The organism is Pimelobacter simplex, assembly GCF_900114845.1.
GTDB classification, from domain to species: Bacteria; Actinomycetota; Actinomycetes; order Propionibacteriales; family Nocardioidaceae; genus Nocardioides; species Nocardioides simplex.
In genome coordinates, this window is sequence record NZ_FOUK01000001.1 from 921,706 (window position 1) to 942,494 (window position 20,789).

22 protein-coding genes are annotated in these 20,789 nt (G+C 73.8%); 14 read left to right on the plus strand and 8 right to left on the minus strand.

Annotated features, from left to right (window positions below; genetic code table 11):
- The first annotated feature begins 7 nt into the window (after positions 1 to 7).
- Complete coding sequence (locus BM223_RS04405; protein WP_038685213.1) at positions 8 to 610, plus strand: vitamin K epoxide reductase family protein; 603 nt, start codon at positions 8 to 10, stop codon at positions 608 to 610.
- Positions 611 to 622: 12 nt separating this feature from the next.
- Here BM223_RS04405 and BM223_RS04410 read toward each other — a convergent pair whose 3' ends face one another.
- The 5 genes from BM223_RS04410 to BM223_RS04430 are packed head-to-tail and all read right to left on the minus strand — an operon-like array spanning position 623 to position 4,642.
- On the minus strand, positions 623 to 1,579 hold the full coding sequence (locus tag BM223_RS04410) for a M56 family metallopeptidase (protein WP_052138969.1): 957 nt from the start codon (positions 1,577 to 1,579) through the stop codon (positions 623 to 625).
- A gap of 4 nt (positions 1,580 to 1,583) precedes the next feature.
- Complete coding sequence (locus BM223_RS04415) at positions 1,584 to 1,949, minus strand: BlaI/MecI/CopY family transcriptional regulator (protein ID WP_038681339.1); 366 nt, start codon at positions 1,947 to 1,949, stop codon at positions 1,584 to 1,586.
- Between the two features lie 47 nt (positions 1,950 to 1,996).
- Entirely contained in the window at positions 1,997 to 2,641 is a 645-nt protein-coding gene (locus BM223_RS04420; RefSeq protein ID WP_038681337.1) for a response regulator transcription factor, read from the minus strand.
- A complete protein-coding gene (locus tag BM223_RS04425) occupies positions 2,638 to 3,825 on the minus strand; it encodes a sensor histidine kinase (RefSeq protein WP_052138968.1) in 1,188 nt (395 codons plus the stop codon). Before BM223_RS04425 ends, BM223_RS04420 begins: the two co-directional genes overlap by 4 nt.
- Positions 3,826 to 3,877: 52 nt before the next feature.
- Complete coding sequence (locus BM223_RS04430; RefSeq protein WP_141267350.1) at positions 3,878 to 4,642, minus strand: hypothetical protein; 765 nt, start codon at positions 4,640 to 4,642, stop codon at positions 3,878 to 3,880.
- A gap of 139 nt (positions 4,643 to 4,781) precedes the next feature.
- Here BM223_RS04430 and BM223_RS04435 point away from each other — a divergent pair, with 139 nt between their 5' ends.
- Genes BM223_RS04435 through BM223_RS04460 form a run of 6 tightly spaced genes read left to right on the plus strand, consistent with a single transcriptional unit; the run spans position 4,782 to position 11,255 of the window.
- Positions 4,782 to 5,528, plus strand: a complete 747-nt coding sequence (locus BM223_RS04435) for an ABC transporter ATP-binding protein (RefSeq protein WP_038681333.1) — start codon at positions 4,782 to 4,784, stop codon at positions 5,526 to 5,528.
- A complete protein-coding gene (locus tag BM223_RS04440; RefSeq protein ID WP_038681331.1) occupies positions 5,525 to 6,856 on the plus strand; it encodes an FtsX-like permease family protein in 1,332 nt (443 codons plus the stop codon). The genes BM223_RS04435 and BM223_RS04440 overlap by 4 nt, the downstream gene beginning before the upstream one ends.
- On the plus strand, positions 6,853 to 8,064 hold the full coding sequence (locus BM223_RS04445; protein ID WP_038681329.1) for a sensor histidine kinase: 1,212 nt from the start codon (positions 6,853 to 6,855) through the stop codon (positions 8,062 to 8,064). The genes BM223_RS04440 and BM223_RS04445 overlap by 4 nt, the downstream gene beginning before the upstream one ends.
- A gap of 5 nt (positions 8,065 to 8,069) precedes the next feature.
- Complete coding sequence (locus BM223_RS04450; RefSeq protein ID WP_082004014.1) at positions 8,070 to 8,711, plus strand: response regulator; 642 nt, start codon at positions 8,070 to 8,072, stop codon at positions 8,709 to 8,711.
- A gap of 23 nt (positions 8,712 to 8,734) precedes the next feature.
- A complete protein-coding gene (gene glmU, locus BM223_RS04455) occupies positions 8,735 to 10,240 on the plus strand; it encodes a bifunctional UDP-N-acetylglucosamine diphosphorylase/glucosamine-1-phosphate N-acetyltransferase GlmU (protein WP_038681325.1) in 1,506 nt (501 codons plus the stop codon).
- Between the two features lie 34 nt (positions 10,241 to 10,274).
- Positions 10,275 to 11,255, plus strand: a complete 981-nt coding sequence (locus tag BM223_RS04460; protein WP_038681323.1) for a ribose-phosphate diphosphokinase — start codon at positions 10,275 to 10,277, stop codon at positions 11,253 to 11,255.
- Positions 11,256 to 11,336: 81 nt separating this feature from the next.
- Here BM223_RS04460 and BM223_RS04465 read toward each other — a convergent pair whose 3' ends face one another.
- Both BM223_RS04465 and BM223_RS04470 read right to left on the minus strand, forming a co-directional pair.
- Positions 11,337 to 12,308: a type IV toxin-antitoxin system AbiEi family antitoxin domain-containing protein gene (locus tag BM223_RS04465; protein WP_052138966.1), complete on the minus strand. Its 972-nt coding sequence runs from the start codon at positions 12,306 to 12,308 to the stop codon at positions 11,337 to 11,339.
- A gap of 215 nt (positions 12,309 to 12,523) precedes the next feature.
- The gene (locus BM223_RS04470) at positions 12,524 to 13,150 is read right to left on the minus strand and encodes a TetR/AcrR family transcriptional regulator (protein ID WP_038681321.1); all 627 of its coding nucleotides are present in this window, start codon (positions 13,148 to 13,150) and stop codon (positions 12,524 to 12,526) included.
- Positions 13,151 to 13,191: 41 nt separating this feature from the next.
- Between BM223_RS04470 and BM223_RS04475 the strand changes: the two genes are divergently transcribed.
- The 4 genes from BM223_RS04475 to BM223_RS04490 are packed head-to-tail and all read left to right on the plus strand — an operon-like array spanning position 13,192 to position 17,173.
- Positions 13,192 to 14,706: a flavin-containing monooxygenase gene (locus BM223_RS04475; protein WP_052138965.1), complete on the plus strand. Its 1,515-nt coding sequence runs from the start codon at positions 13,192 to 13,194 to the stop codon at positions 14,704 to 14,706.
- Positions 14,703 to 15,539, plus strand: a complete 837-nt coding sequence (locus BM223_RS04480; RefSeq protein ID WP_038681319.1) for an SDR family NAD(P)-dependent oxidoreductase — start codon at positions 14,703 to 14,705, stop codon at positions 15,537 to 15,539. The genes BM223_RS04475 and BM223_RS04480 overlap by 4 nt, the downstream gene beginning before the upstream one ends.
- Before the next feature lie 46 nt (positions 15,540 to 15,585).
- Positions 15,586 to 16,692, plus strand: coding sequence for an FUSC family protein (locus BM223_RS04485; RefSeq protein WP_235319001.1), 1,107 nt, complete (start codon positions 15,586 to 15,588; stop codon positions 16,690 to 16,692).
- 37 nt (positions 16,693 to 16,729) lie between these two features.
- The gene (locus BM223_RS04490) at positions 16,730 to 17,173 is read left to right on the plus strand and encodes an SRPBCC family protein (protein ID WP_052138964.1); all 444 of its coding nucleotides are present in this window, start codon (positions 16,730 to 16,732) and stop codon (positions 17,171 to 17,173) included.
- A 12-nt stretch (positions 17,174 to 17,185) separates the two neighbouring features.
- Here BM223_RS04490 and BM223_RS04495 read toward each other — a convergent pair whose 3' ends face one another.
- A complete protein-coding gene (locus tag BM223_RS04495) occupies positions 17,186 to 18,436 on the minus strand; it encodes an NADH:flavin oxidoreductase/NADH oxidase family protein (protein ID WP_038681316.1) in 1,251 nt (416 codons plus the stop codon).
- 61 nt (positions 18,437 to 18,497) lie between these two features.
- Between BM223_RS04495 and BM223_RS04500 the strand changes: the two genes are divergently transcribed.
- The 3 genes from BM223_RS04500 (at position 18,498) to BM223_RS04510 (ending at position 20,789) form a co-directional block, all read left to right on the plus strand.
- On the plus strand, positions 18,498 to 19,073 hold the full coding sequence (locus BM223_RS04500) for a TetR/AcrR family transcriptional regulator (RefSeq protein WP_038681314.1): 576 nt from the start codon (positions 18,498 to 18,500) through the stop codon (positions 19,071 to 19,073).
- Positions 19,074 to 19,158: 85 nt separating this feature from the next.
- Entirely contained in the window at positions 19,159 to 20,082 is a 924-nt protein-coding gene (locus tag BM223_RS04505) for an acetoacetate decarboxylase family protein (protein ID WP_038681312.1), read from the plus strand.
- A complete protein-coding gene (locus tag BM223_RS04510) occupies positions 20,079 to 20,789 on the plus strand; it encodes a type 1 glutamine amidotransferase domain-containing protein (protein ID WP_038681310.1) in 711 nt (236 codons plus the stop codon). Before BM223_RS04505 ends, BM223_RS04510 begins: the two co-directional genes overlap by 4 nt.

The window sequence follows — 20,789 nt, forward strand, 5'->3', positions numbered from 1 at the left end:
GCCGGTCATGACCGACCCGCAGCAGCGCGAGGACCAGCGTCTCGGCGGCCTCCTGCTCGGGGGCGGGGCGCTGGGCTTCGTCGCCGCGTTCGTCCTCCTGCTTGAGAAGCTCGAGCTCCTCAGGGACCCCGACTACGTGCCGACGTGCAGCATCAACCCGATCCTCAACTGCGGCTCGGTGATGGTCACCGACCAGGCCGAGGTGCTCGGCTTCCCGAACCCGCTCCTCGGCATCGCGGCGTTCCCGGTCGTCATGGCGACGGGCGCGGCGCTGCTGGCCGGTGCCCGGCTCGCGCGGTGGTACTGGGCGGGGCTGCAGGCCGGCGTCACGCTCGGCCTCGGCTTCGTGGGCTGGCTGATCTTCCAGAGCCTGTACCGGATCGGCGCGCTGTGCCCCTACTGCATGGTCGTGTGGGCCGTCGTCCTGCCGGTGTTCTGGTACGTCACGCTGCGCAACGCCGGCGCCGGGCTCCTCGGCGCCCGGGTCGCGGGGTCGCGGGTGGTGCGGACGCTGCGGGAGTGGCACGTCTTCGTGCTGACGCTGGCGGTGCTGCTCGTGCTGGTGCTGATCATCGAGCAGTTCTGGTACTACTGGAAGACGCTCGGCTGACCGCGGCGCGCGTCACGCGAGCATCGCGCGGCAGCCGATGAGGACCATCTCGATCAGCGGCGCCGCCGCCAGCACCACCGGGACGGCGAGCACGGCCGCCGTGCCGGACCCGACCGCCGCGCTGCGCGGGTGCGACCACCCGGCCGCGCCGCCGGTCAGCCGGCGGACCCGGGCCAGGGCGGCGACGTCGCCCGCGGCCAGGCCGGACGGGGGCGCGGCGGGCGCTCCGCAGGCGAGGGCGACCAGTGCCCGGGCGAGGCCGCGTGGGTCGCGGGCGGCGTCGTCGGCCTGCATCTCGACGAGGACGGCGACCTGCTCGTGGGCGGTCGCGAGCAGCGTGCGCAGCAGCGGCACGGGCGCGAAGGCCCGGCGCAGCACGCCGCCCACGGCCAGGGCGAGGTCGTGGCGCGAGGACAGGTGCCGGCGCTCGTGGTCGAGCACCTGGGCGAGCTCGTGGGGTGTCAGCGCCGCGCGGGCGGCGCTGGTGACGACGATCCGCGGGTGCCGGCCGGGCAGGCAGTAGACGAGCGGCGTGGCGTGGTCGAGGACGACGTAGCCGTCGGGGTGCTCGCGGCCGAGCAGGCGTAGCCCGTCGTGCTGGCCGCGGCGGGCGCGGACCGTGCCGAGCACCGCGGCGACGGCGAGCCAGGCGAGCCGGAGCGCCAGCCCCAGGCAGGCGAGCGCCGCGAGCGCGGCGACCTCGGGGCCGGCGGGGGTGAGGTAGTGCGCGACCACGGTGGTGGTCGGGATCCCGGTCAGCCGGGACAGGCCCGCGGCGACCGGCGGCAGCGGGACGGCGAGCGTCACGCCGAGCAGCGCGACCGCGACGACGACCGAGCCGGCCAGGCCCTGCCAGGCGAGCACGCCCCAGCCGGGCGCGCGGTGCACCCACCGGGCCCGCAGGAGGAGGCGTGGGCCGGCCGTCGCGGCGAGGACCGCGAAGGCGAGCAGGGAGAGCGGGGCGAGCACGGCGTCAGGCGTCCTCGGCCTCGGCGTCGGCGAGCGCGGCGCGCAGCCGGACCTGGTCGTCGGCGGAGAGCTGGCCGACGAAGCGCAGCAGCGTGGCGCCCCGGTCGGGGCTCTGCGCCAGGACGTCCTCGAGCAGCGCGGCCGCGTGCTCCTCGCGGGTCAGCGCAGCGGTGTAGCGGTAGGCGCGACCGTCCTTCTCGCGCGCGACCAGGCCCTTGCGGTGCAGGTTGTCGAGGACCGTCATCACCGTCGTGTAGGCGATGGCGCGGGAGCGCTGGAGGTCGTCGACGACCTCACGCACCGACGCCGGCCGCGCCCAGTCCCACAGCCGGCCCATGACGACCGCCTCGAGCTGGCCCAGCTGCCTCATCCCCCCAGGCTCTCATGCGGCCGAAGCCGCGGCCCGGGCCGACCGGCTCAGGGGTCGAGCAGGTCGCCGGGGCTGAGCCCGAGGGCGCGCTCGATGTCGCCGGCGGAGGTCTCCTGGAGGTACTCCTCGACGATCCGGCTCAGGTCGATCCAGTAGCCGCGCAGCGTGGACTCGGCCAGGAACATGGTCCGGCTCATCTCGGCGAACGTCAGGCCGCGGGCGCGGGCGGCGAGCACCTGGCGCTGGCGCGGTGAGAGCACGGTGAGGCTGCCGCGCCGGACCAGCACCTCGAGCAGGCCCGCCACCGCGGGCGGTACGACGAGCTCGCCGTCGGCGACCGCGCGGAAGGCGGCCGCCGTCGCCTCGAGGGTCTCGGTCTTGGACACCACGCCGGTGGCACCCGCGGCGAGGCAGGCGGCGAGCACGAAGCGGCGCTGCTCCTGGGTGTAGACGCAGACCCGGTAGCCGGCCGCGACGAGCGCGCGGATCGCCACCGGCCCCTGGGCGGCCTCGGGCTGGCCGGCCGTGGCCAGGTGCAGGTCGAGGACGACGACGTCGGCCGCGGGCCGCTTCGCGAGCAGGTCCTCGACGTTGGGGTGCGCCGAGACGAAGTCGAGGTCGGGCAGCAGCAGGCCGAGCGACGCGCGCAGCGCGGTGGTGTCGTCGACGTGGGCGAACCGGGGAACGGTCACACGGGCTCCTCGGTGCGGGCGGGGCTGCGGGCGGGCGTGCAGGTCAGGGTGACGGTGGTGCCGAGCCCCGGCACGCTGTCGACGACGGTCGCCACCCCCGAGCGGGCGAGCTGGCCGATCACGACGTCGCGGATGCCCACGCCGTACGACATCTCGTCGACCGCGAAGCCGACGCCGTCGTCGTGGAGGCTGACCTCCCAGCCGTCGCCGTCCTCGTGCTCCTCGGCGTGGAGCACCACCTCGCGGGCCCCCGCGTGCAGGCGCACGTTGAGCAGCAGGCTGCGCAGCGCGGCGGCCAGGTCGTCGGCCACGGCTCGGTTGAGCTCGGCCTCGTCGGCGAGGTGGGCCACGACCGTGATCGGCAGGTCGTCGAACTCGGCGCGGGCCGCGGTGACGACGGCGGCCAGGCTCGTCGTCCCGGCCGCGGGGAGGGCGTCGCCGGTGAGGTAGGCCCGCATCCGGCTCAGCTCGATCTCGGCCTGCTGGCGCAGGCCGGCCGGCTGGTCGGCGTCCCCGCCGGTCTCGACGAGCAGCCGCAGCACGGCCGTCCCGTTGTGGATGGCGGTGCGGGCCCGGCGCTCCTCCTCGGTGCGGGCGGCGTCGGCGGCGAGCTGGCGGGCCTCGTCGGCCTCGGCGCCGATCCGGATGATCATCCGGGTGCAGGTCCAGGCCAGCGGGCCGAGGACCAGGATCGTGAGCACGTTGCCGAGCAGGTCCGGGACGTCGCTCCAGCGGTGCACCGTCGGCGCCTGGTAGACCGCGGTCGCCGTCGCGAGCGTCGCCAGCAGCGGGACGTAGAGCCGCCGCGAGGTCACGCCGGTCAGCAGCGAGCACGCGACGCAGATCGCGTAGCCGGCCTGGAAGCCGAGCCAGGTGCCCTGCCGCAGGTCGACCGGCACGGTCCACAGCCCGGCGACGAGCAGCAGCACGGCGATGGCGACGTCGGCGACGGCCGCCGCCGGGCCGAGCGGGCGCCGGCGCAGCAGGACGACGACGGAGGGGACGGTGAGCGCGACGAGTGCGACGAGCCAGGTGACCACGGTGGCCGGGTGGCGGTCCTCGGCGGTCAGCGCGGTCGCCAGCGACGGCGCCATCTGGACGAGCGTCGCCACCCGCATGCCGGCGATGAAGAGCGCGACGAGACGCAGCGCTGCTGCGTGTGTGGAGGGCCGAGAGTTCGCCACCCGCCTGCTCACCTTCCGCGGCCCGACTAGGTCGGGGCCAGGCTACCCCCGCTCAGACGTCGGTCACCCACCACGGTGCCTGCGGTGACGTGCGCAGTGCGACCACCGTGGAGAGCAGGCCGGCGTGCAGCACCCGGCCCTCCCACTGCCGGGGCGCCCCCGCGGAGACGTCGACCGGGTCCTCGCCGGGCTCGAGGAAGAGGTCGTGGGACGAGCCGGCCGCCACCTTGCGGTGCTCGGAGGTCGTCACCGTCAGCGGAAGGTGCCAGACCCTCTGCTGGACCCGGTGCGGCTCGGCGCGCAGCTTCTCCTCGTCCAGCGCGAACGCCACCCGAGGAGAGCTCGCGACGTCGGTGGCCCGCAGCCGGCGGGCCCGCCGGGCCGACCCGATCGCGACGCCGAGCAGGACCAGGCCGACCAGGCCGGTGCCGCCGGCCAGCAGGACGTCGCCGACGCCCAGCCCGGACGGCTCGTCCTCCGACATCGCGCCGCCGTCGGTCCGCCGCCACACCCGGGCCGTGTCGCCGACCTGGAGGTCCTCGCTGCTCACCCGGCCGGTGCGGCCGTCCGCGGTGGTCACGTCGACGTGGCGGACCTCGACCGTCCGGCGCGAGCGCCGCCCGCCGCGGCGCTCCTGGTGGGTGCCCTCGCTCCGGACCGTGACCGTGACCGGCTCGGCCACCTGCGCGGAGGAGGCGCGGTAGCCGAGGACACCGGCACCGACGATCCCGGCGGCCGCGAGCACCGCGGTCACCACCGCGGTGACCAGGCTCCGGCGGGCGAGCTGGCGGACACGGTCGGCGACGAGATCGGGCACGATCACCCACCCTGCCCGAGCCGGGGGGTAGGGAAAACCCCACCCCCCACTGGCGGATCAGGCCCATCGAGAGCGGCCCCGGATCTTCCTAGCGTCGGAGACACCGATCCCGACCCCCCGAAGATCCCAGGAGCAGCCCATGTCCGCACCCGTCGCCCTCGAGGTCCAGGGCCTCACCCGCACCTATGGCGAAGGCGCCGCCGGCGTCGTCGCCCTCGCCGGCATCGACCTCGCGTTCCGCCGCGGCACCTTCACCGCCGTGATGGGGCCCTCGGGCTCCGGCAAGTCCACCTTCCTCACCTGCGCCGCCGGCCTCGACCGGCCCACGAGCGGCCGGGTCCTCATCGGCGGCGAGGACGTCACTGATTGGGACGAGGAGCGCCGGACGACGCTGCGCCGCGAGCGCATCGGCTTCGTCTTCCAGGGCTTCCACCTGCTGCCCTACCTCTCCGCCGAGCAGAACATCGGCCTCCCGCGGCGTCTCGCCGGCAAGCGCCCCGACCGGGCGCGGGTCCGGGCGCTGCTCGAGAGGGTCGGTCTTGCCGACCGGGCGCACCACCTGCCCGGCAGCCTCTCCGGCGGCCAGCAGCAGCGGGTCGCGCTGGCCCGCGCGCTCGTCACCGACCCGGACGTCGTCCTGGCCGACGAGCCGACCGGCGCGCTCGACTCCGCGACCGCCCGGCAGGTGCTCGGGATGCTGCGCGCCAGCGTCACCGACCTCGGCCAGACGGTGGTGATGGTGACCCACGACCCGGTCGCCGCGTCGTACGCCGACGAGGTGGTCTTCCTCGTCGACGGCCGGGTCGCGGGCCGGATGGCCGAGCCGACCGCCGACGCGGTCGCCGGTCAGATGGCGCACCTCGACGACCTGGTGGTGGCCCGATGAGCGCCGGGACCACGACCCTCGCCTGGCGCAGCCTGCGCCACCGTCCGCTCGGCGCGACGGCGACCTTCCTCGCGGTGCTGCTCGGCACCGCCCTGATCGGCTCGTTCGCGACGCTGGTCGAGACCTCGTTCACCGCGGCGGACGCCGACACCGGAAACCTCGTCGTGATGGGCGCCGTCGTCGGCGGCTGGGGAGCGCTGATCGTGCTCTTCTCGGTCGCCTCGACCGTCGGCATCACCACCACCCAGCGGGCCGCGGAGATCGGCCTGCTCCGCACCATCGGCGCCACTCCGCGGCAGGCCCGCCGGCTCATCGCCCGCGAGGCCGCGGGCGTCGCCGTGCTCGGTGCCGTGCTCGGCGCCCTCGTCGCGGCCGGCACCGGCCGGCTGCTGTTCGCGCTGCTCCAGTCCGGGGGGATGGTCTCCGACGCCACCCGGTACGACGCCGGCCGGGCCTCCGTGGGCGCCGCCGCGCTGCTCGTCCTCCTCGCCGCCGGCGTCGCCGCCGCGGTGGCCGCCCGCCGCGCGACCCGCGGGCCGGCGGGCGTCCTGGTCCGCGACAGCGTCGCCGAGCAGGGCCGGATGCGCTGGTGGCGCGTCGCCATCGCGGTGCTGCTCATCGGCTACGGCCTGGGCATGGCGGTCATCACGATCACCGTCACCGCGCACGACAAGGACCCCTATGCCGCCATGTCGACGAGCGGGTCGAGCTCGATCCTGGTCGGGGTGGGCCTCGCGGTCCTCGCGCCGGTGCTGCTGCGCTGGTGCGCCACCCCGGTCCGGCTGCTGAGCGGGGCGTCGTCGAGCGCGAGCGCGCACCTGGCGTCGTACAACACCACGCGGCGGGCGCACCTGCTCTCGGGCGTCCTCGCACCGGTGATCGTGCTGACCGCGGCCGCCGCCGGGACCCTGCTCCTGGTGGACATCGACACCCGCAGCGTGCCCGCAGGCACCCCCGACAGCGACACCATCAACCTGCTCAACAACGTCGTCGTCGCGATGATCGCGCTGTTCGCCGCGATCATGGTGGTCAACGCGTTCGTCGCCACGGTCGCCCACCGGCGGACCGAGCTCGAGCGGCTGCGCCTGCTGGGTGCGACGCCGCGCCAGGTGCGCGGGTCCGTCGTCGCCGAGGCGGCCGTCGTCGCGCTGATCGGGGTCGGCCTGGGGCTCCTCGCCGCGCTGACCACGGTGGTCCCGTTCGCGATCGCCCGGCACGAGGGCGTCGTCCCGGACGGCGGCCTGTGGCTGGTCCCGGCGGTCGTCGCCGCGGTCGCCGCGGTCACCCTGGGGTCGGCGCGGGGCGCGGTGCGGAGCGCCGTCCGATGACAGACTGGCCCGCGATGGACGCCACGGTCACTGTCGACGGACTGGTGGAGCGACTGCGGCTCACGCTGCTCTCCGCCGGCTATGCCGTCTCGTTCGTCCCGTCGCTCGCGCTGGCGATCCTCACCCTGCTCTGCATCCCGCTCGGGCTGGCCGGCGTCGGCTTCGTGCTGGCGCTGGCCGTGGTCCCGATGACGGCCGCCCTCACCGCCGCGCACCGCCAGGTCAGCGGCCGGGTGCTGGGCGAGACCATCCCCGCCCGCTACGCGCCGACCGGCAGCTTCGCGCTCGCCTGGCCGGTGCGGTGGGTGCGGGACCCGGCCCGGTGGCGCGACTTCGGCTTCCTCTGCTTCTCGGCGACCGGCGGCTTCGTGATGTCGCTGGTGCCGGTGGCGCTGCTGACCACGCCGGTCACCTGGCTCATCCTCGCGTTCAGCGCGGGGGAGTGGGTGTGGCTCCTGCTGCTCCTCCTGAGCGGCCCGATGCTGCTGGCCTGGTGGTTCGTCACCGAGCCGCTCGTCACGGCCCGGGCCCGCTCCGAGCGGGCGATCCTCGGCCACGACCGGGTGGCCGAGCTGGCGGAGCGGGTCGAGCGCGTCGAGGAGTCCCGGGCCGAGACGCTCGACCACAACGCCGCCGAGGTCCGCCGGATCGAGCGCGACCTGCACGACGGCGCCCAGGCCAGGATCGCGTCGGTCGGCATGAGCGTCGGCCTCGCCGAGAAGCTCCTGCACAGCGACCCGGAGGCCGCCGCCGCGCTGCTGCGCGAGGCCCGCGAGACCACCATCGACGCGCTCGACGACCTCCGCTCGGTCGTGCGCGGCATCCACCCGCCGGTGCTCGCCGACCGCGGCCTGGCCGGCGCGATCGAGGCGCTCGCCGTGGCGCTGCCGCTGCCCGTGGCGGTCGCGGTCGACGTCCCGCGGCTGCCGGCGCCGGTCGAGTCCGCCGCCTACTTCGCTGTCGCCGAGTGCCTGGCCAACACGGTCAAGCACGCCGCGGCCGGGCGGTCGTGGGTGAGCGGCTCCTACGACGGCGACACCCTCCGGCTCCTGGTCGGGGACGACGGCCGCGGCGGCGCCGACCCCGCCGGCTCCGGGCTGAGCGGGGTGGCCCGGCGGCTCGACGCCTTCGACGGCACACTCAGCGTCGACAGTCCCGAGGGCGGACCGACCACGGTCCGGATGGAGGTGCCGTGCCGGACTCCCTAGTCCCCCTGCGGGCCGTGCTCGCCGAGGACCAGGCACTGCTCCGCGTGGGCCTGACCCGGATCCTCGAGTCCGGCGGCATCCAGGTCGTCGAGGCGGTCGACAACGCGCCGTCGCTGGCCCGGGCGCTCGACCGCGACGACATCGACATCGCCGTGCTCGACGTCCGGCTCCCGCCGACCAACACCACCGAGGGGCTGCTCGCCGCGACCACGCTGCGGGCGGCCCGCCCGGCGTTCCCGGTGCTCGTGCTCAGCCAGTGGGTCGAGCCTCTCTACGCCCGCGACCTGCTCGCCGGCGGCGAGGGCGCCGTCGGCTACCTGCTCAAGGACCGGGTCGCCGACGTCGACGCCTTCCTGGCCGCCGTCCGCCAGGTCGCCGGCGGGGGCACGGTGCTCGACCCGGAGGTCGTCGCCACCCTCGTCTCGGCCCGCTCCCGGCCCCTCGACCGGCTCACCGACCGCGAGCGCGAGGTGCTCACCCTGATGGCCGAGGGGCGCTCCAACGCCGCCATCGCGGCCCGGCTCGTGGTCACCGAGAAGGCCGTCGGGAAGCACATCAACAACATCTTCACCAAGCTCGACCTGCCGCAGGCGGGGGACGACAACCGGCGGGTGCTCGCGGTGCTCGCCTGGCTCGACGGACGCTGAGCGGCCCGCACTAAGGTGGCCGGGTGACCGACCAGCTGACCGTCATCGTCCTCGCCGCCGGCGGGGGCACCCGGATGAAGTCCAAGACGCCCAAGGTGCTCCACCGGATCGCCGGGCGCAGCATGATCGAGCACGTGCTCGTCGCCGTCGGGGCGCTCGAGCCGGCTCGCGTCGTCACCGTCGTCGGTCACCAGCGCGAGCTGGTCGCGCCCCACGTCAGCGAGGCGCGACCCGAGGCGGTGCTCGCCGTCCAGGACGAGCAGCTCGGCACCGGGCACGCCGTCCGGATGGCTCTCGAGGCGCTCCCCGACGCGCCGCGCGAGGGCACCGTGCTCGTCGCCTACGGCGACACCCCCCTCCTCGAGGGCACCACCCTGGTCGAGTTCACCGCGTCCCACCGGGCCGCGGGCGCGGCGGTGAGCATCCTCAGCGGCATCGTCGACGACCCGTTCGGCTACGGCCGGATCGTGCGCGACGAGGCCGGCGTCGTGCAGGCGATCGTCGAGGAGAAGGACGCCTCCGACGCCGAGCGCGCCATCACCGAGATCAACTCCGGCATCCTCGCCTTCGACGCCGCCTTCCTGCTCGACGCGATCGGCCGGATCGGCAACGCCAACGCCAAGGGCGAGTACTACCTCACCGACGCCATCGGGCTCGCCCGCGAGGCCGGGCTCACCGTCGCCGCGCACGCCGTCGACGACGCGCTCCAGACCGAGGGTGCCAACGACCGCGCCCAGCTCGCCGACCTCGGCCGCGAGCTCAACCGGCGCATCGTCACCCGCTGGATGCGCGAGGGGGTCACCGTGATGGACCCGGCGACGACCTGGATCGACGCCGACGTCGTCCTGGCGCCGGACGTGACGATCCTGCCCGGCGTGCAGCTGCTCGGTGCGACCGTCGTCGCCGAGGACGCCGTGGTCGGGCCCGACACCACGCTCGAGGACTGCGAGATCGGCGCCGGCGCGCGCGTCGTACGCACGCACGGGCAGCTGGCCGTGATCGGCGCCGGCGCGACCGTCGGTCCGTTCGCCTACCTGCGGCCCGGGACGCTGCTCGGCGCGAAGGGCAAGATCGGCACCTTCGTCGAGACCAAGAACGCGTCCATCGGCGACGGGGCGAAGGTCCCGCACCTCTCCTACGTCGGCGACGCCGAGATCGGGGCCGGGTCCAACATCGGCGCCGGCACGATCTTCGCCAACTACGACGGCGTCAACAAGCACCGCACCGTCGTCGGGCGGCAGGCCAAGACCGGCTCCAACAACACCTTCGTGGCGCCCGTGGTGATCGGCGACGGGGCGTCGACCGGCGGCGGGACCGTCGTACGGCGCGACGTGCCGGCGGGTGCCCTCGCGGTCAGCACCTCGCCCCAGCGGAACCTCGAGGGCTGGGTGCTCTCGCGGCGCGCGGGCACCGCCCAGGCGGAGGCCGCGGCGGCCGCTGCCGGGCCGGCTGTGGCGGACGCCACGGGTGAACAGTCCGAAAACGGACCCGGACTTGGGGACGACCGGGCCGAGCGGGCAGAATCGTAGCCATCAGCTCCGGCGATCCAGGGGAGTCACAGACGTGAGCGGTCTGAAGCGGACGACCGAGAAGAACATGATGATCTTCTCGGGTCGAGCACACCCGGAGCTGGCCGACGAGGTCGCCCAGATCCTCGACCAGCAGCTGGTCCCGACCGAGGCGCGCGAGTTCGCGAACGGCGAGATCTACATCCGCTACGAGGAGTCGGTGCGCGGCTGCGACGCCTTCGTCCTGCAGAGCCACACCACTCCGATCAACGAGTGGATCATGGAGCACCTGATCATGGTCGACGCGCTCAAGCGCGCCTCGGCCAAGCGGATCACTGTGGTCATGCCGTTCTGGGGCTACTCGCGCCAGGACAAGAAGCACCGCGGCCGCGAGCCCATCTCCGCGCGCCTCATGGCCGACCTGTTCAAGTCCGCGGGCGCCGACCGGATCATCACCGTCGACCTCCACGCCGACCAGCTCCAGGGCTTCTTCAACGGCCCGGTCGACCACCTGATGGCGCTGCCGATCCTCACCGACTACATCAAGAACAAGTACGGCGACCAGGAGCTCGCCGTCGTCTCCCCGGACGCCGGCCGGATCAAGGTGGCCGAGCGCTGGGCGGCCCGCCTCGGCGGCGCCCCCCTCGCGTTCATCCACAAGACCCGCCGCACCGACGTCGCCAACGAGGTCGTCGCCAACCGCGTCGTCGGCGACGTCAAGGGCCGCATGTGCGTCCTGACCGACGACATGATCGACACCGGCGGCACCATCGTGAAGGCCGCCGAGGCCCTGATGGCCGAGGGCGCGGCCGGCGTCATCATCGCCGCCACCCACGCGATCCTCTCCGACCCCGCCGTCGACCGCCTCAAGAACAGCAAGGCCACCGAGGTCGTCATCACCAACACCCTCCCGGTGCCCCCCGAGAAGCAGTTCGACAAGCTCACCACCCTGTCGATCGCGCCGCTCGTCGCCCGGGCCATCCGCGAGGTGTTCGAGGACGGCTCGGTCACGTCGATGTTCGACGGCCACGCCTGACCCTCCCCCTCCCGCCTACCCCGCGAAGGGGCGCGTTCCGGCGGGCGAAGGAGCAAGTTCCGGCGCCTGAGGGTGCACGATTCAGCGTCGCCGGTGGCGGTTCGGCTCGTCCGGACCGCGTGAGTACATCCGCTTGCCGGACTGAGCGGGTTCGCGGTCGCTGATCGCGGACGCCAGGCGCCGCAACCAGACCATGCGCTCGCGGACCCCCAACCCGTCCTTCCGTACGACGATCACCAGCCACCCCGCGCGGCGCAGCTCCTCGCGGCGCTCCTCGTCGTGCTCCCGGTCGTCGGGCGCGGTGTGGAACTCCTCGCCGTCGTACTCCACGGCGATGCGGAGGTGCGCGTAGGCGTTCTCCATGCGCACCCGCCGCCCGTCGGGCAGCATCGTCCAGACCTGTGGCTGCGGCATCGGCAGGCCCTCGTCGTGGATCATCAGCCGGACCCACGACTCCGGCTGCGAATCGGCCCGGGCGGTCGAGAGCGGGACGAGCTCGCGCAGCTGGATGACCCCTCGATGGCCCGCCAGACGCGGTACGACGTGCCACAGCTCCGCCTCGGTGATCGCGAAGCTGCGCCGGAAGGCATCGAGCGCCGCGATCGCGCGCAGTCGACCGCGGAGCCGGGCCACGTCGCACGCCGTACGGACCGGGGTGGTGACGCGGATGCCCTCGACCGAGGTGATCTCGTCACGGCGCAGCACCCGCTTGCCGCCCCGGATGCCCGGCCGTCGTACGACGGCGCTGCCGTCGATCGACACGGCATCGAGTCGCGGGGAGACGTCGAGCGCCGCCAGCGGGACGAGATTGATCCCGTGGAGCCAGGCCGCGCTGGTGTCGCAGACGACGGCGTGCTCGGGGAGCACCAAGGCCGCAGCGCGGGCGCGGAGGTCGAGCGAGTCGGGGGTCGGTGCGCCGACGTACACGTCGTGGAGAAGGTGGCGGACCTGGCCGCTGGCGAGGAGGCGCCGGAGGCCGCGCGGGGACAGGCCGCCGGCTGCGGCCATCGCGGAGGTGAACGGCGTACCGCTGGGGACGGGGAGGGAGGACACGGGGTCGAGCGTCCGGCTTGAGCCGGTACGACGACGAGGCGCTCGCGTCGGGCTGGGGATCGAGGGCGTCGTCCACAGCCTCGTCGCCGGGAACGGGATGGTTCTGGTGCTGGTGGGACGGCGGGCTCGGCCGCCCTTGCCGCCGATCGCTCCCTGGCGCGCCGGATCGTCCTCCTTCGCCCGCCGGACCGTGCTCCTTCGCCCGCCGGACCGTGCTACTTCGGCGGGGGGAGAGTGTCGATCAGGGCGGGGAGGGAGCCGGTGATGACCTGGAGGAGGTCGTCGCGGGTGAGGTCGGCGGGGGTGTCGCACCAGGTGAGGACGAGGTCCTCGACCATGGCCTGCCAGGCGTGCAGGACCAGGCGCACGGCCGGGGTGTCCGGGATGACGAGGCCGCCGGGGTCGGCGGTGAAGAAGCGCTCGGCGAGGGCGGTGAAGGTGGTCTCGTAGATGGCCCGCAGGGCGTCGTTGCTGCCGGAGGCGGCCTTGACCAGGGAGCGGTAGCCGGTGTGGTTGGCGACGACGTAGTCGACGTAGCCGGTCAGCGAGGCCATCAGGCGCTCGAGCGGCTCGCCCTCGGACGGGGGCGCGGTCTGGGCGTAGAGGTCGTCGGCCGCGTGCTGGACGACGGCCTCGTAGAAGCCCTGCTTGCCGCCGAAGTAGTGGTAGAGCAGGCCGCGCGAGATGCCCGCCTCCTCGGCGAGGAGGTCGATCGAGAGCTCGTCGAGCGAGCGCGTCGCGAGCAGCCGGACCCCCAGGTCGAGCAGCTGGGTACGGCGCTCGCCCGGCGCAAGCCGGGTGCGCGCGGAGGAGGAGGGGGTGGTCGCGGTCACGTCGTCCATCCTATTGACAGATGTTCAATAGCGCCAATAGCGTCCTGCCCATGAGCGTTACTCCGGGTCGCACGCACGTCGACCACCTCATCGTCGGCGCCGGCTTCGCCGGCCTCGCCGCGGCCATCAAGCTCGACGAGGCCGCCGAGCGCGACTTCGTCGTGATCGAGAAGGACAGCGACGTCGGCGGCACCTGGCACATCAACACCTACCCGGGTGCCGAGTGCGACGTCCCGAGCCAGCTCTACTCGTACTCCTTCGCGCTCAACCCGGGCTGGTCCAAGGTCTACTCGCCGCAGCAGGAGATCTGGGACTACACCCGCAGGGTCGCCGAGGAGTCCGGCACCCTCGACCGCTTCGTGTTCGACACGGCCGTCCTCGACGCGCGCTGGGACGACGCCGCGCAGCGCTGGATCGTCCGCACCGAGGGCCCCGACGGCCCGCGCGAGTACGCCGCCCGCACCGTCATCGCCGGCGCCGGCGGCCTCTCCGAGCCGCGGCTGCCCGAGATCGAGGGCATCGACGGCTTCCAGGGCGAGATCTTCCACTCCGCCCGCTGGAACCACGACGTCGACCTCGCCGGCAAGCGGATCGCGGTCATCGGCACCGGTGCCTCGGCCGTCCAGCTCGTGCCCGAGCTGCAGAAGGTCGCCGGGCACGTCGACGTCTACCAGCGCACGCCGAACTGGATCATCCCGCGCAACGAGCGGGAGTTCAGCAGCATCGAGAAGACCGTCTTCGCGAAGGTCCCCGGCGCCCAGCGCGCGCTGCGCTCGCTCGTCTACGCCACGCTCGAGGCGCGCGTCCCGGCGTTCGCCCGCTTCCCGGTCCTGATGAAGGCCGTCGAGGCGCAGGGCAGGAAGAACATCGCGAAGGGCATCTCCGACCCCGAGCTCCGCGCCAAGGTCACCCCGGCCTACCGCGCCGGCTGCAAGCGGATCCTCATCTCCAACAAGTGGTACCCCGCGCTGGACGCCGACAACGTCGACCTCGTCACCGACCCGATCGCCAAGGTCACCGGCGACGCGATCGTCACCGCCGACGGCGTGGAGCGGCCGATCGACGTCCTCGTCGTGGCGACCGGCTTCTACGTCACCGAGCCGCCGATCGCCCAGCACATCACCGGGCGCGAGGGCCGCACGCTGGCCGACGTCTGGGACGGCGGCGGCATGGCGGCGTACAAGGGGACGACGATCCACGGCTTCCCCAACCTGTTCCAGATCGTCGGCCCCAACACCGCGCTGGGCCACTCGAGCATGATCTTCATCATCGAGTCCCAGGTCCGCTACGTCGTCGAGGCGGCCAAGGCGCTGCGTCGCGAGGGCCTCGCCGCGGTCGAGCCCACGCAGGCCGCGCAGGACGCGTGGACGGCACAGATCCGGCGCAAGATGAAGCCCACCGTGTGGCAGACCGGCGGCTGCGCGAGCTGGTACCTCGACAAGTTCGGCAACAACACCACCCTGTGGCCGGGGCAGACGTTCACCTTCCGGCAGCACCTGAGCAAGTTCGACCTCGACAAGTACGACGTCCAGGTCTCCCACCAGCGAGAGGCAGTCAACGCGTGAAGTACCTCAGCAACAAGGTCGTCGTCATCACCGGCGCAGGCTCCGGCATCGGCCGGGCCCTCGCGGTGAACCTCGCCGGCAAGGGCGCCCGCCTGGCGCTCTCCGACGTCGACGACGCCGGGCTCAACGAGACGGCCGCGCTGGCCAAGGACGCCGGTTCCCCCGACGTCCACACCGCCCACCTCGACGTCGCCGACCGCGCCGCGTTCACGGCGTACGCCGCCGAGGTGGCCGGGCACTTCGGCCAGGTCAACGTGATCGTCAACAACGCCGGCGTCGCGCTGGCCGGTGACGTGGTCGACCTCGACTACGACGACATGGAGTGGATCGTCGGCATCAACTTCTGGGGTGTCGTGCACGGCACCAAGGAGTTCCTGCCCCACCTCATCGCGTCCGGCGACGGCCACGTCGTCAACCTGTCGTCGCTCTTCGGCCTGCTCGCGATGCCGGGCCAGAGCGCCTACAACGCGACGAAGTTCGCGGTCCGCGGGTTCACCGAGGCGCTGCGCGAGGAGATGCTCATCGCCGGGCACAAGGTCGGCGTCACGTCGGTCCACCCGGGCGGCATCAAGACCGCGATCGCCCGCAACGCCCGGGTCTCCGACAAGGAGGACAAGGCCGCGACGGCGAAGCTGTTCGACGAGAAGCTCGCCAAGATGACGCCCGAGCGCGCGGCCGAGATCATCGTCAAGGGCATCCTCAAGAACCAGGCCCGGGTGCTCGTCGGCCTCGACGCGCACGCGCTCCACCAGTTCCAGAAGTTCACCGGCTCACGCTACGAGGACGTCGTGGCGCTCGTCTCCAAGCGGGTGCTCCCGGCCAAGGCGGTCTGAGCCCGTCGCTCCACCCGCGCCCGTCCCTGCATGGGACGATGCGCGGGTGGAGGTGTCGAACGACGGGGTCCTGGACCGGATGTGGACCCGCAGCCGGCTGTCGGTGAGCGGGCGGATCGATCGCTGGCGCAGCAAGCTGTGGGTCGTCGCGCAGTGCTCGATCGCGGCCGGCGTCGCCTGGTTCATCGCCTCGGACCTGCTCGGCCACCACCTGCCGTTCTTCGCGCCGATCGCCGCCGTTCTCTGCCTCGGGACGTCGTACGGGCAGCGGCTGCGGCGCGTCATCGAGGTCACCCTCGGGGTCGCGATCGGCGTCTTCATGGCCGACGTGCTGGTCTCGGGGATCGGCTCGGGTGCCTGGCAGCTCGGGCTCATCGTGTTCCTGTCGATGTCGCTGGCACTGCTGCTCGACGCCGGGATCATGTTCGTCTCGCAGGCCGCGGTGCAGTCGATCGTCGTCACCGTGCTGCTGCCGGGCGCCGGCGGTGCCTTCCTGCGCTGGACCGACGCCGTGATCGGCGGCGGCGTCGCGCTCGTCGCGGCGATGGTCGTCCCGGCCGCACCGCTGCGCCGGCCGCGCGAGCAGGCCGCCACGGTCGCCCGCAAGATCGCCCAGCTGCTGCGGGCGGCGTCCGACGTCATGATCGACGGCGAGGTCACCCCGGCGCTCGAGCTGCTCGCCGACGCCCGCGGCACCGACCGGCTCATCCGCGAGCTCCAGGCGGCCGCCGAGGAGGGGATGTCGGTGGTCAACTCCTCGCCCTTCCGGCTCCGGCACCGCGAGCCCCTGCGCCGCATGGTCGAGCTCGTCGACCCCCTCGACCGGGCGCTGCGCAGCACGCGCGTGCTCGTCCGGCAGACCTCGATCACCGCCTACCGGCGGCTGCCCGTGCCGCCGTCGTACGCCGGACTGGCGGCGGACCTCGCCGCCGCCGCGGACGCCATCGCCGACGAGCTGCGGGCCAACCGGATCGCCACCGCCGCCCGCGACGACGTGCTCGCCGTCGGTGCCGCCACCGGGCAGGTCGAGCGCAGCGGCGTCCTGGCGGTCGAGGCGATCCTGTCCCAGCTCCGCGCCATCGTCGCCGACCTGCTCATGGTCACCGGGATGGGCCAGCTCGAGTCGACCGACGCGCTGCCGCCGCCGCGCTGACGCGGTTCCGCGGCCACGGCGTGCCAGAATCCGGCGCGTGACCAACGTGGTGGAGCAGAGTGTCGAGATCCAGGCCCCGGTCAGCCGGGTGTTCGCCTACGTCGACGACTTCAGCACCACCAAGGACTGGATGTACGGCCTCAGCAAGATCGAGCCGGTCACCGACCAGCTCCACGGCGTCGGCGCCCAGTACGACGGCGTGATGAAGGTCGGCGTCCCCCTCAAGGCCCGCATCGAGTGCACCGCCTGGGAGCGGGACCGCCTGGTCGAGCTGACGTCGGTCAAGGGGATCGAGACCACCCAGCGCTGGACGTTCACCGCCCTCGACGACGACCGCACGCGCGTCGACGCGTGGATCTCGTACACGCTGCCCGGCGGCCCGGCCGGCAAGGCGATCGCCGGGGCGGTCAAGCCGGTGGTGGGGATCGCGGTCAAGCACTCCAGCGAGGCCCTCGTGCGCAACGTCGAGGGCCTCGGCTGACGCGTCCGTGGGTCAGGCCGGGCGGGCCGCCAGCCAGGTGCGGTAGCGGCGCAGGGCCCGGCGGCGCAGGGGGATCTCGCGCAGGTAGGCGACGACGGGGGAGATCCCGGGCCGGGTACGGCGGCCGCGTCCGAGCCGGCGCAGCTGGAACCGGACGCGCGCCATGCCGGCGGTCGAGGCGACGGCCTTGTCCTTGATCCGGACCGGCGCGAGGAGGACCTGCGCGCCGGCGCCGGCCTCGGTGCGCCACCGCGCGGGGAGGTCGGGGTCGACGGCGAGGGCGGTGCCCATGCCGACCAGGTCGATGCCGCCGGCCAGCACCTCCTCGGCGACGGGACGCCGGACGATGCCCCCGGTGAGCATCAGCGGCAGCGGGCTGGCGGCGGCGAGCTCCTCGGCGAGGGTGAGGAAGTAGGCCTCGCGGGCCCGGGTGCGCTCGTCGGCGGCGTTGCCGGTCATGGCCGGGCTCTCGTAGCTGCCGCCGGACAGCTCGACCAGGTCGACGCCGAGCGGGGCGAGCAGGTCGATGACCGCCCGGGCGTCGTCCGCGTCGAAGCCGCCGCGCTGGAAGTCGGCGGAGTTGAGCTTGACCGCGACCGCGAACCCGGGGCTCACCGCGGCCCTGGTGGCGCGGACGACGTCGAGCAGCAGGCGGGCCCGGTTCTCGAGCGAGCCGCCCCAGTCGTCGGTGCGCCGGTTGGCCAGCGGCGAGAGGAACTGGGAGAGCAGGTAGCCGTGCGCCGCGTGGACCTCGACGCCGTCGAAGCCGGCCTCCTCGGCACGGCGCGCGGTGGTGGCGAACCGGGCCACGGTGGCGTCGATCTGCTCCGGCGTCATCGCGACCGGGTCGGCCAGCCGCTTGCTGTTGCGCCCGATGTCGACCCGGACCGGGGACGGCGCCCAGGCGACGCCGGGCATGTTCGCCTGCACCTGGCGACCGGGGTGGTTGACCTGCATCCAGACCTGGGCGCCGCCGCGGTGGGCCGCCTCCGCCCAGCGCCGGAAGGGCTCCAGCGGGGCGTGCTCGTCGAGGACGACGCCCGCCGGACCGGTCAGCGCCGCCGCGTGGACCATGACGTTCCCGGTCACGAGAAGGCCGGCACCGCCCCGGCTCCACCGCTCGTACAGGCGGGCGAGCCGGGCGCCGGGGAGCTGTCCCGGGGCGGCCATGTTCTCCTCCATGGCCGCCTTGGCGAGGCGGTTGGGCAGCACCGCGCCGTTGGGCAGGGTGAGCGGTGCGAACAAGGGGGACGGGGACGACATCGCGACCTCCGGGTGCGGTATGTTTACAGTGCTCACCGAGCGTAGGAGGCGAAAGTAAGCAGTGTCAACATCGGAGAAGAGTGGCTACCACCACGGCGACCTGCGGGCCGCCCTGCTGACGACCGCGATGCAGATGCTCGAGGCCGGCGAGTCGTTCTCGCTGCGGGCGGTCGCCCGCGGCGCCGGCGTCTCGGCGACCGCGCCCTACCGGCACTTCGCCGACCGCGACGCGCTCGAGTCGGCGCTCGCCGGCGAGGGCTTCCGCGACCTGCGGGCCGACCTGGTGGGCGACGGCGAGCTGCCTGCCTCGCTCGACGACCTCGCCGAGTTCGGCGTCGCCTACGTCTCCTTCGCGCTGCGCCGCCCGGCGCTGTTCCGGCTCATGTTCGGCACGCCGTGCGACGACGAGAACGACGAGCGGGTGCGCGCGGCCGCCGCGCTCAACGAACTGCTCGCCCAGGCGCTTGCCCAGGTGGCGCCCGGCGCGGACGCCGGCGCACTGGCCGACGCCGGGTGGGGCCTGGCGCACGGGCTCGCCTGCCTCTACCTCGACGGCAAGCTCGTGGCCGGCTCGTCCGGCGAGGTCGAGGCCCGGGTGCGGGCGGCGTTCGCCGCGGTTACGGCGAACGTGGGCTGACGGTCCTCCGCGACGGGGTGTTGACAGTGCTCACATCGGCGGTCATCCTGATGTGAGCACTGCACACATCCCGCAGGAGGAATCCATGGCAGCCCCGTCCCCAGCCCCGGCCACGGTCGACGTCGACCTCGGCGGCCGCACGGTCGCCGTCCCCGCAGGCGGTCTCTACGACCGCTACCGGATGGCCACCGACCTCGACGAGGTCGCCCGCGACCCGCGGGTCAGCAGCGTCGACTTCTTCCGCGGCCTGCCCAAGAGCCGGGTCGAGAGCCCGATCGGCCCGACGCTCACCCCGAACTTCTACTACCGGATCAGCACGGCCCGGGTCACGATGCTCGCGCCCGCGCGGACGCTGCGGAGCCGGCTGCCCGCCGAGCTCGCGCCGCTGGAGGTCGCGCCCGGGGTGGGCCTGGTCTCCCTCATGCTGTTCCGCTACGACGTGTGCGACATCGACTTCTACACCGAGGCCGGTCTCGGCATCGCGGTGCGCCCGGCGCGGCACGGCCGGCTCGGCCTGGTCGACCTGGTCGCCGGCCTGAAGAACGACCACCTGCACACGTACGTGCTCTCGCTGCCGGTCAGCAGCGAGATCGCCCAGGTGCGCGGGCACGACGGCTACGGCTTCCCCAAGTGGGTCACCGGGCTCGACGTCGGCATCGACGACCGGCGGACGACGGCCCGGGTGGCCAACGACGACGGGGGCACCGACGTCGCGCTCGCGGCTGCCACCCCGCGCCAGCGCACCCGGCGCAGCGGCGAGCACGTCGCGACGCTGACGTCGTACACGACGATCGCGGGCGACTGGCACGCGACGCAGAGCCAGGTCAACGTGCTCGCGACCGGCAGCCGCAGCCTGCCCCGGGGGATCGACCTGCGGCTGGGCGCGGGCCGGGTCTCCGACGACCTGCGCTCGCTCAGCCCGACCCGGGCCGTCCGGCTCGACGTGATGACGGAGGGCCAGCTCGCCCTCCACCTGCCCGTCCCCACCTCGATGAAGGAGATCCGATGACCTCCGTGCTCATGGTCGTGTCCGCCGCGGACCACTGGACCCTCTCCGACGGCACGAAGCACCCGACCGGCTTCTGGGCCGAGGAGCTGGTCGTGCCCTACGGCATCTTCGAGGACGCCGGCTGGCAGATCACCGTCGCGACGCCCGGAGGTGTCGCTCCGACGGTCGACCGGCTCAGCCTCGGCATCGCCGGCGGCCTGCCGGGCAAGCGTCGCCGGCTCGAGGAGCGGCTCGCTGCGCTGGCGCCGGTGCTCGCCCACCCGGCCGTGCTCGCCGAGGTCGACCCGGACGCCTACGACCTGGTGTTCTACCCCGGGGGTCACGGCCCGATGGAGGACCTCGCGGTCGACCCCGTCTCCGGCGACCTGCTCACCCGCCGCCTCGACAGCGGGCGACCGCTCGCGCTGCTGTGCCACGCGCCGGCCGCGATCCTCGCCGCGCACCGGGCCGACGGGTCGTCGTCGTTCGCGGGCTACCGGATGACCGGGCTGTCGAACCGCGAGGAGCTGCTCAACAGGTTCGCCCGCAAGGCGCCCTGGCTGCTGGAGGACCGGATGAAGGAGGCCGGTGTCGTCTACACGAAGGGCCGGCTGCCGCTGCGCCCGCACACGGTGGTCGACCGGAACCTCTACACCGGGCAGAACCCGCAGTCGTCGCACGCCCTGGCCGAGCGGCTCGTGGCCGACCTGGCCGGCCAGGGCGGCTGA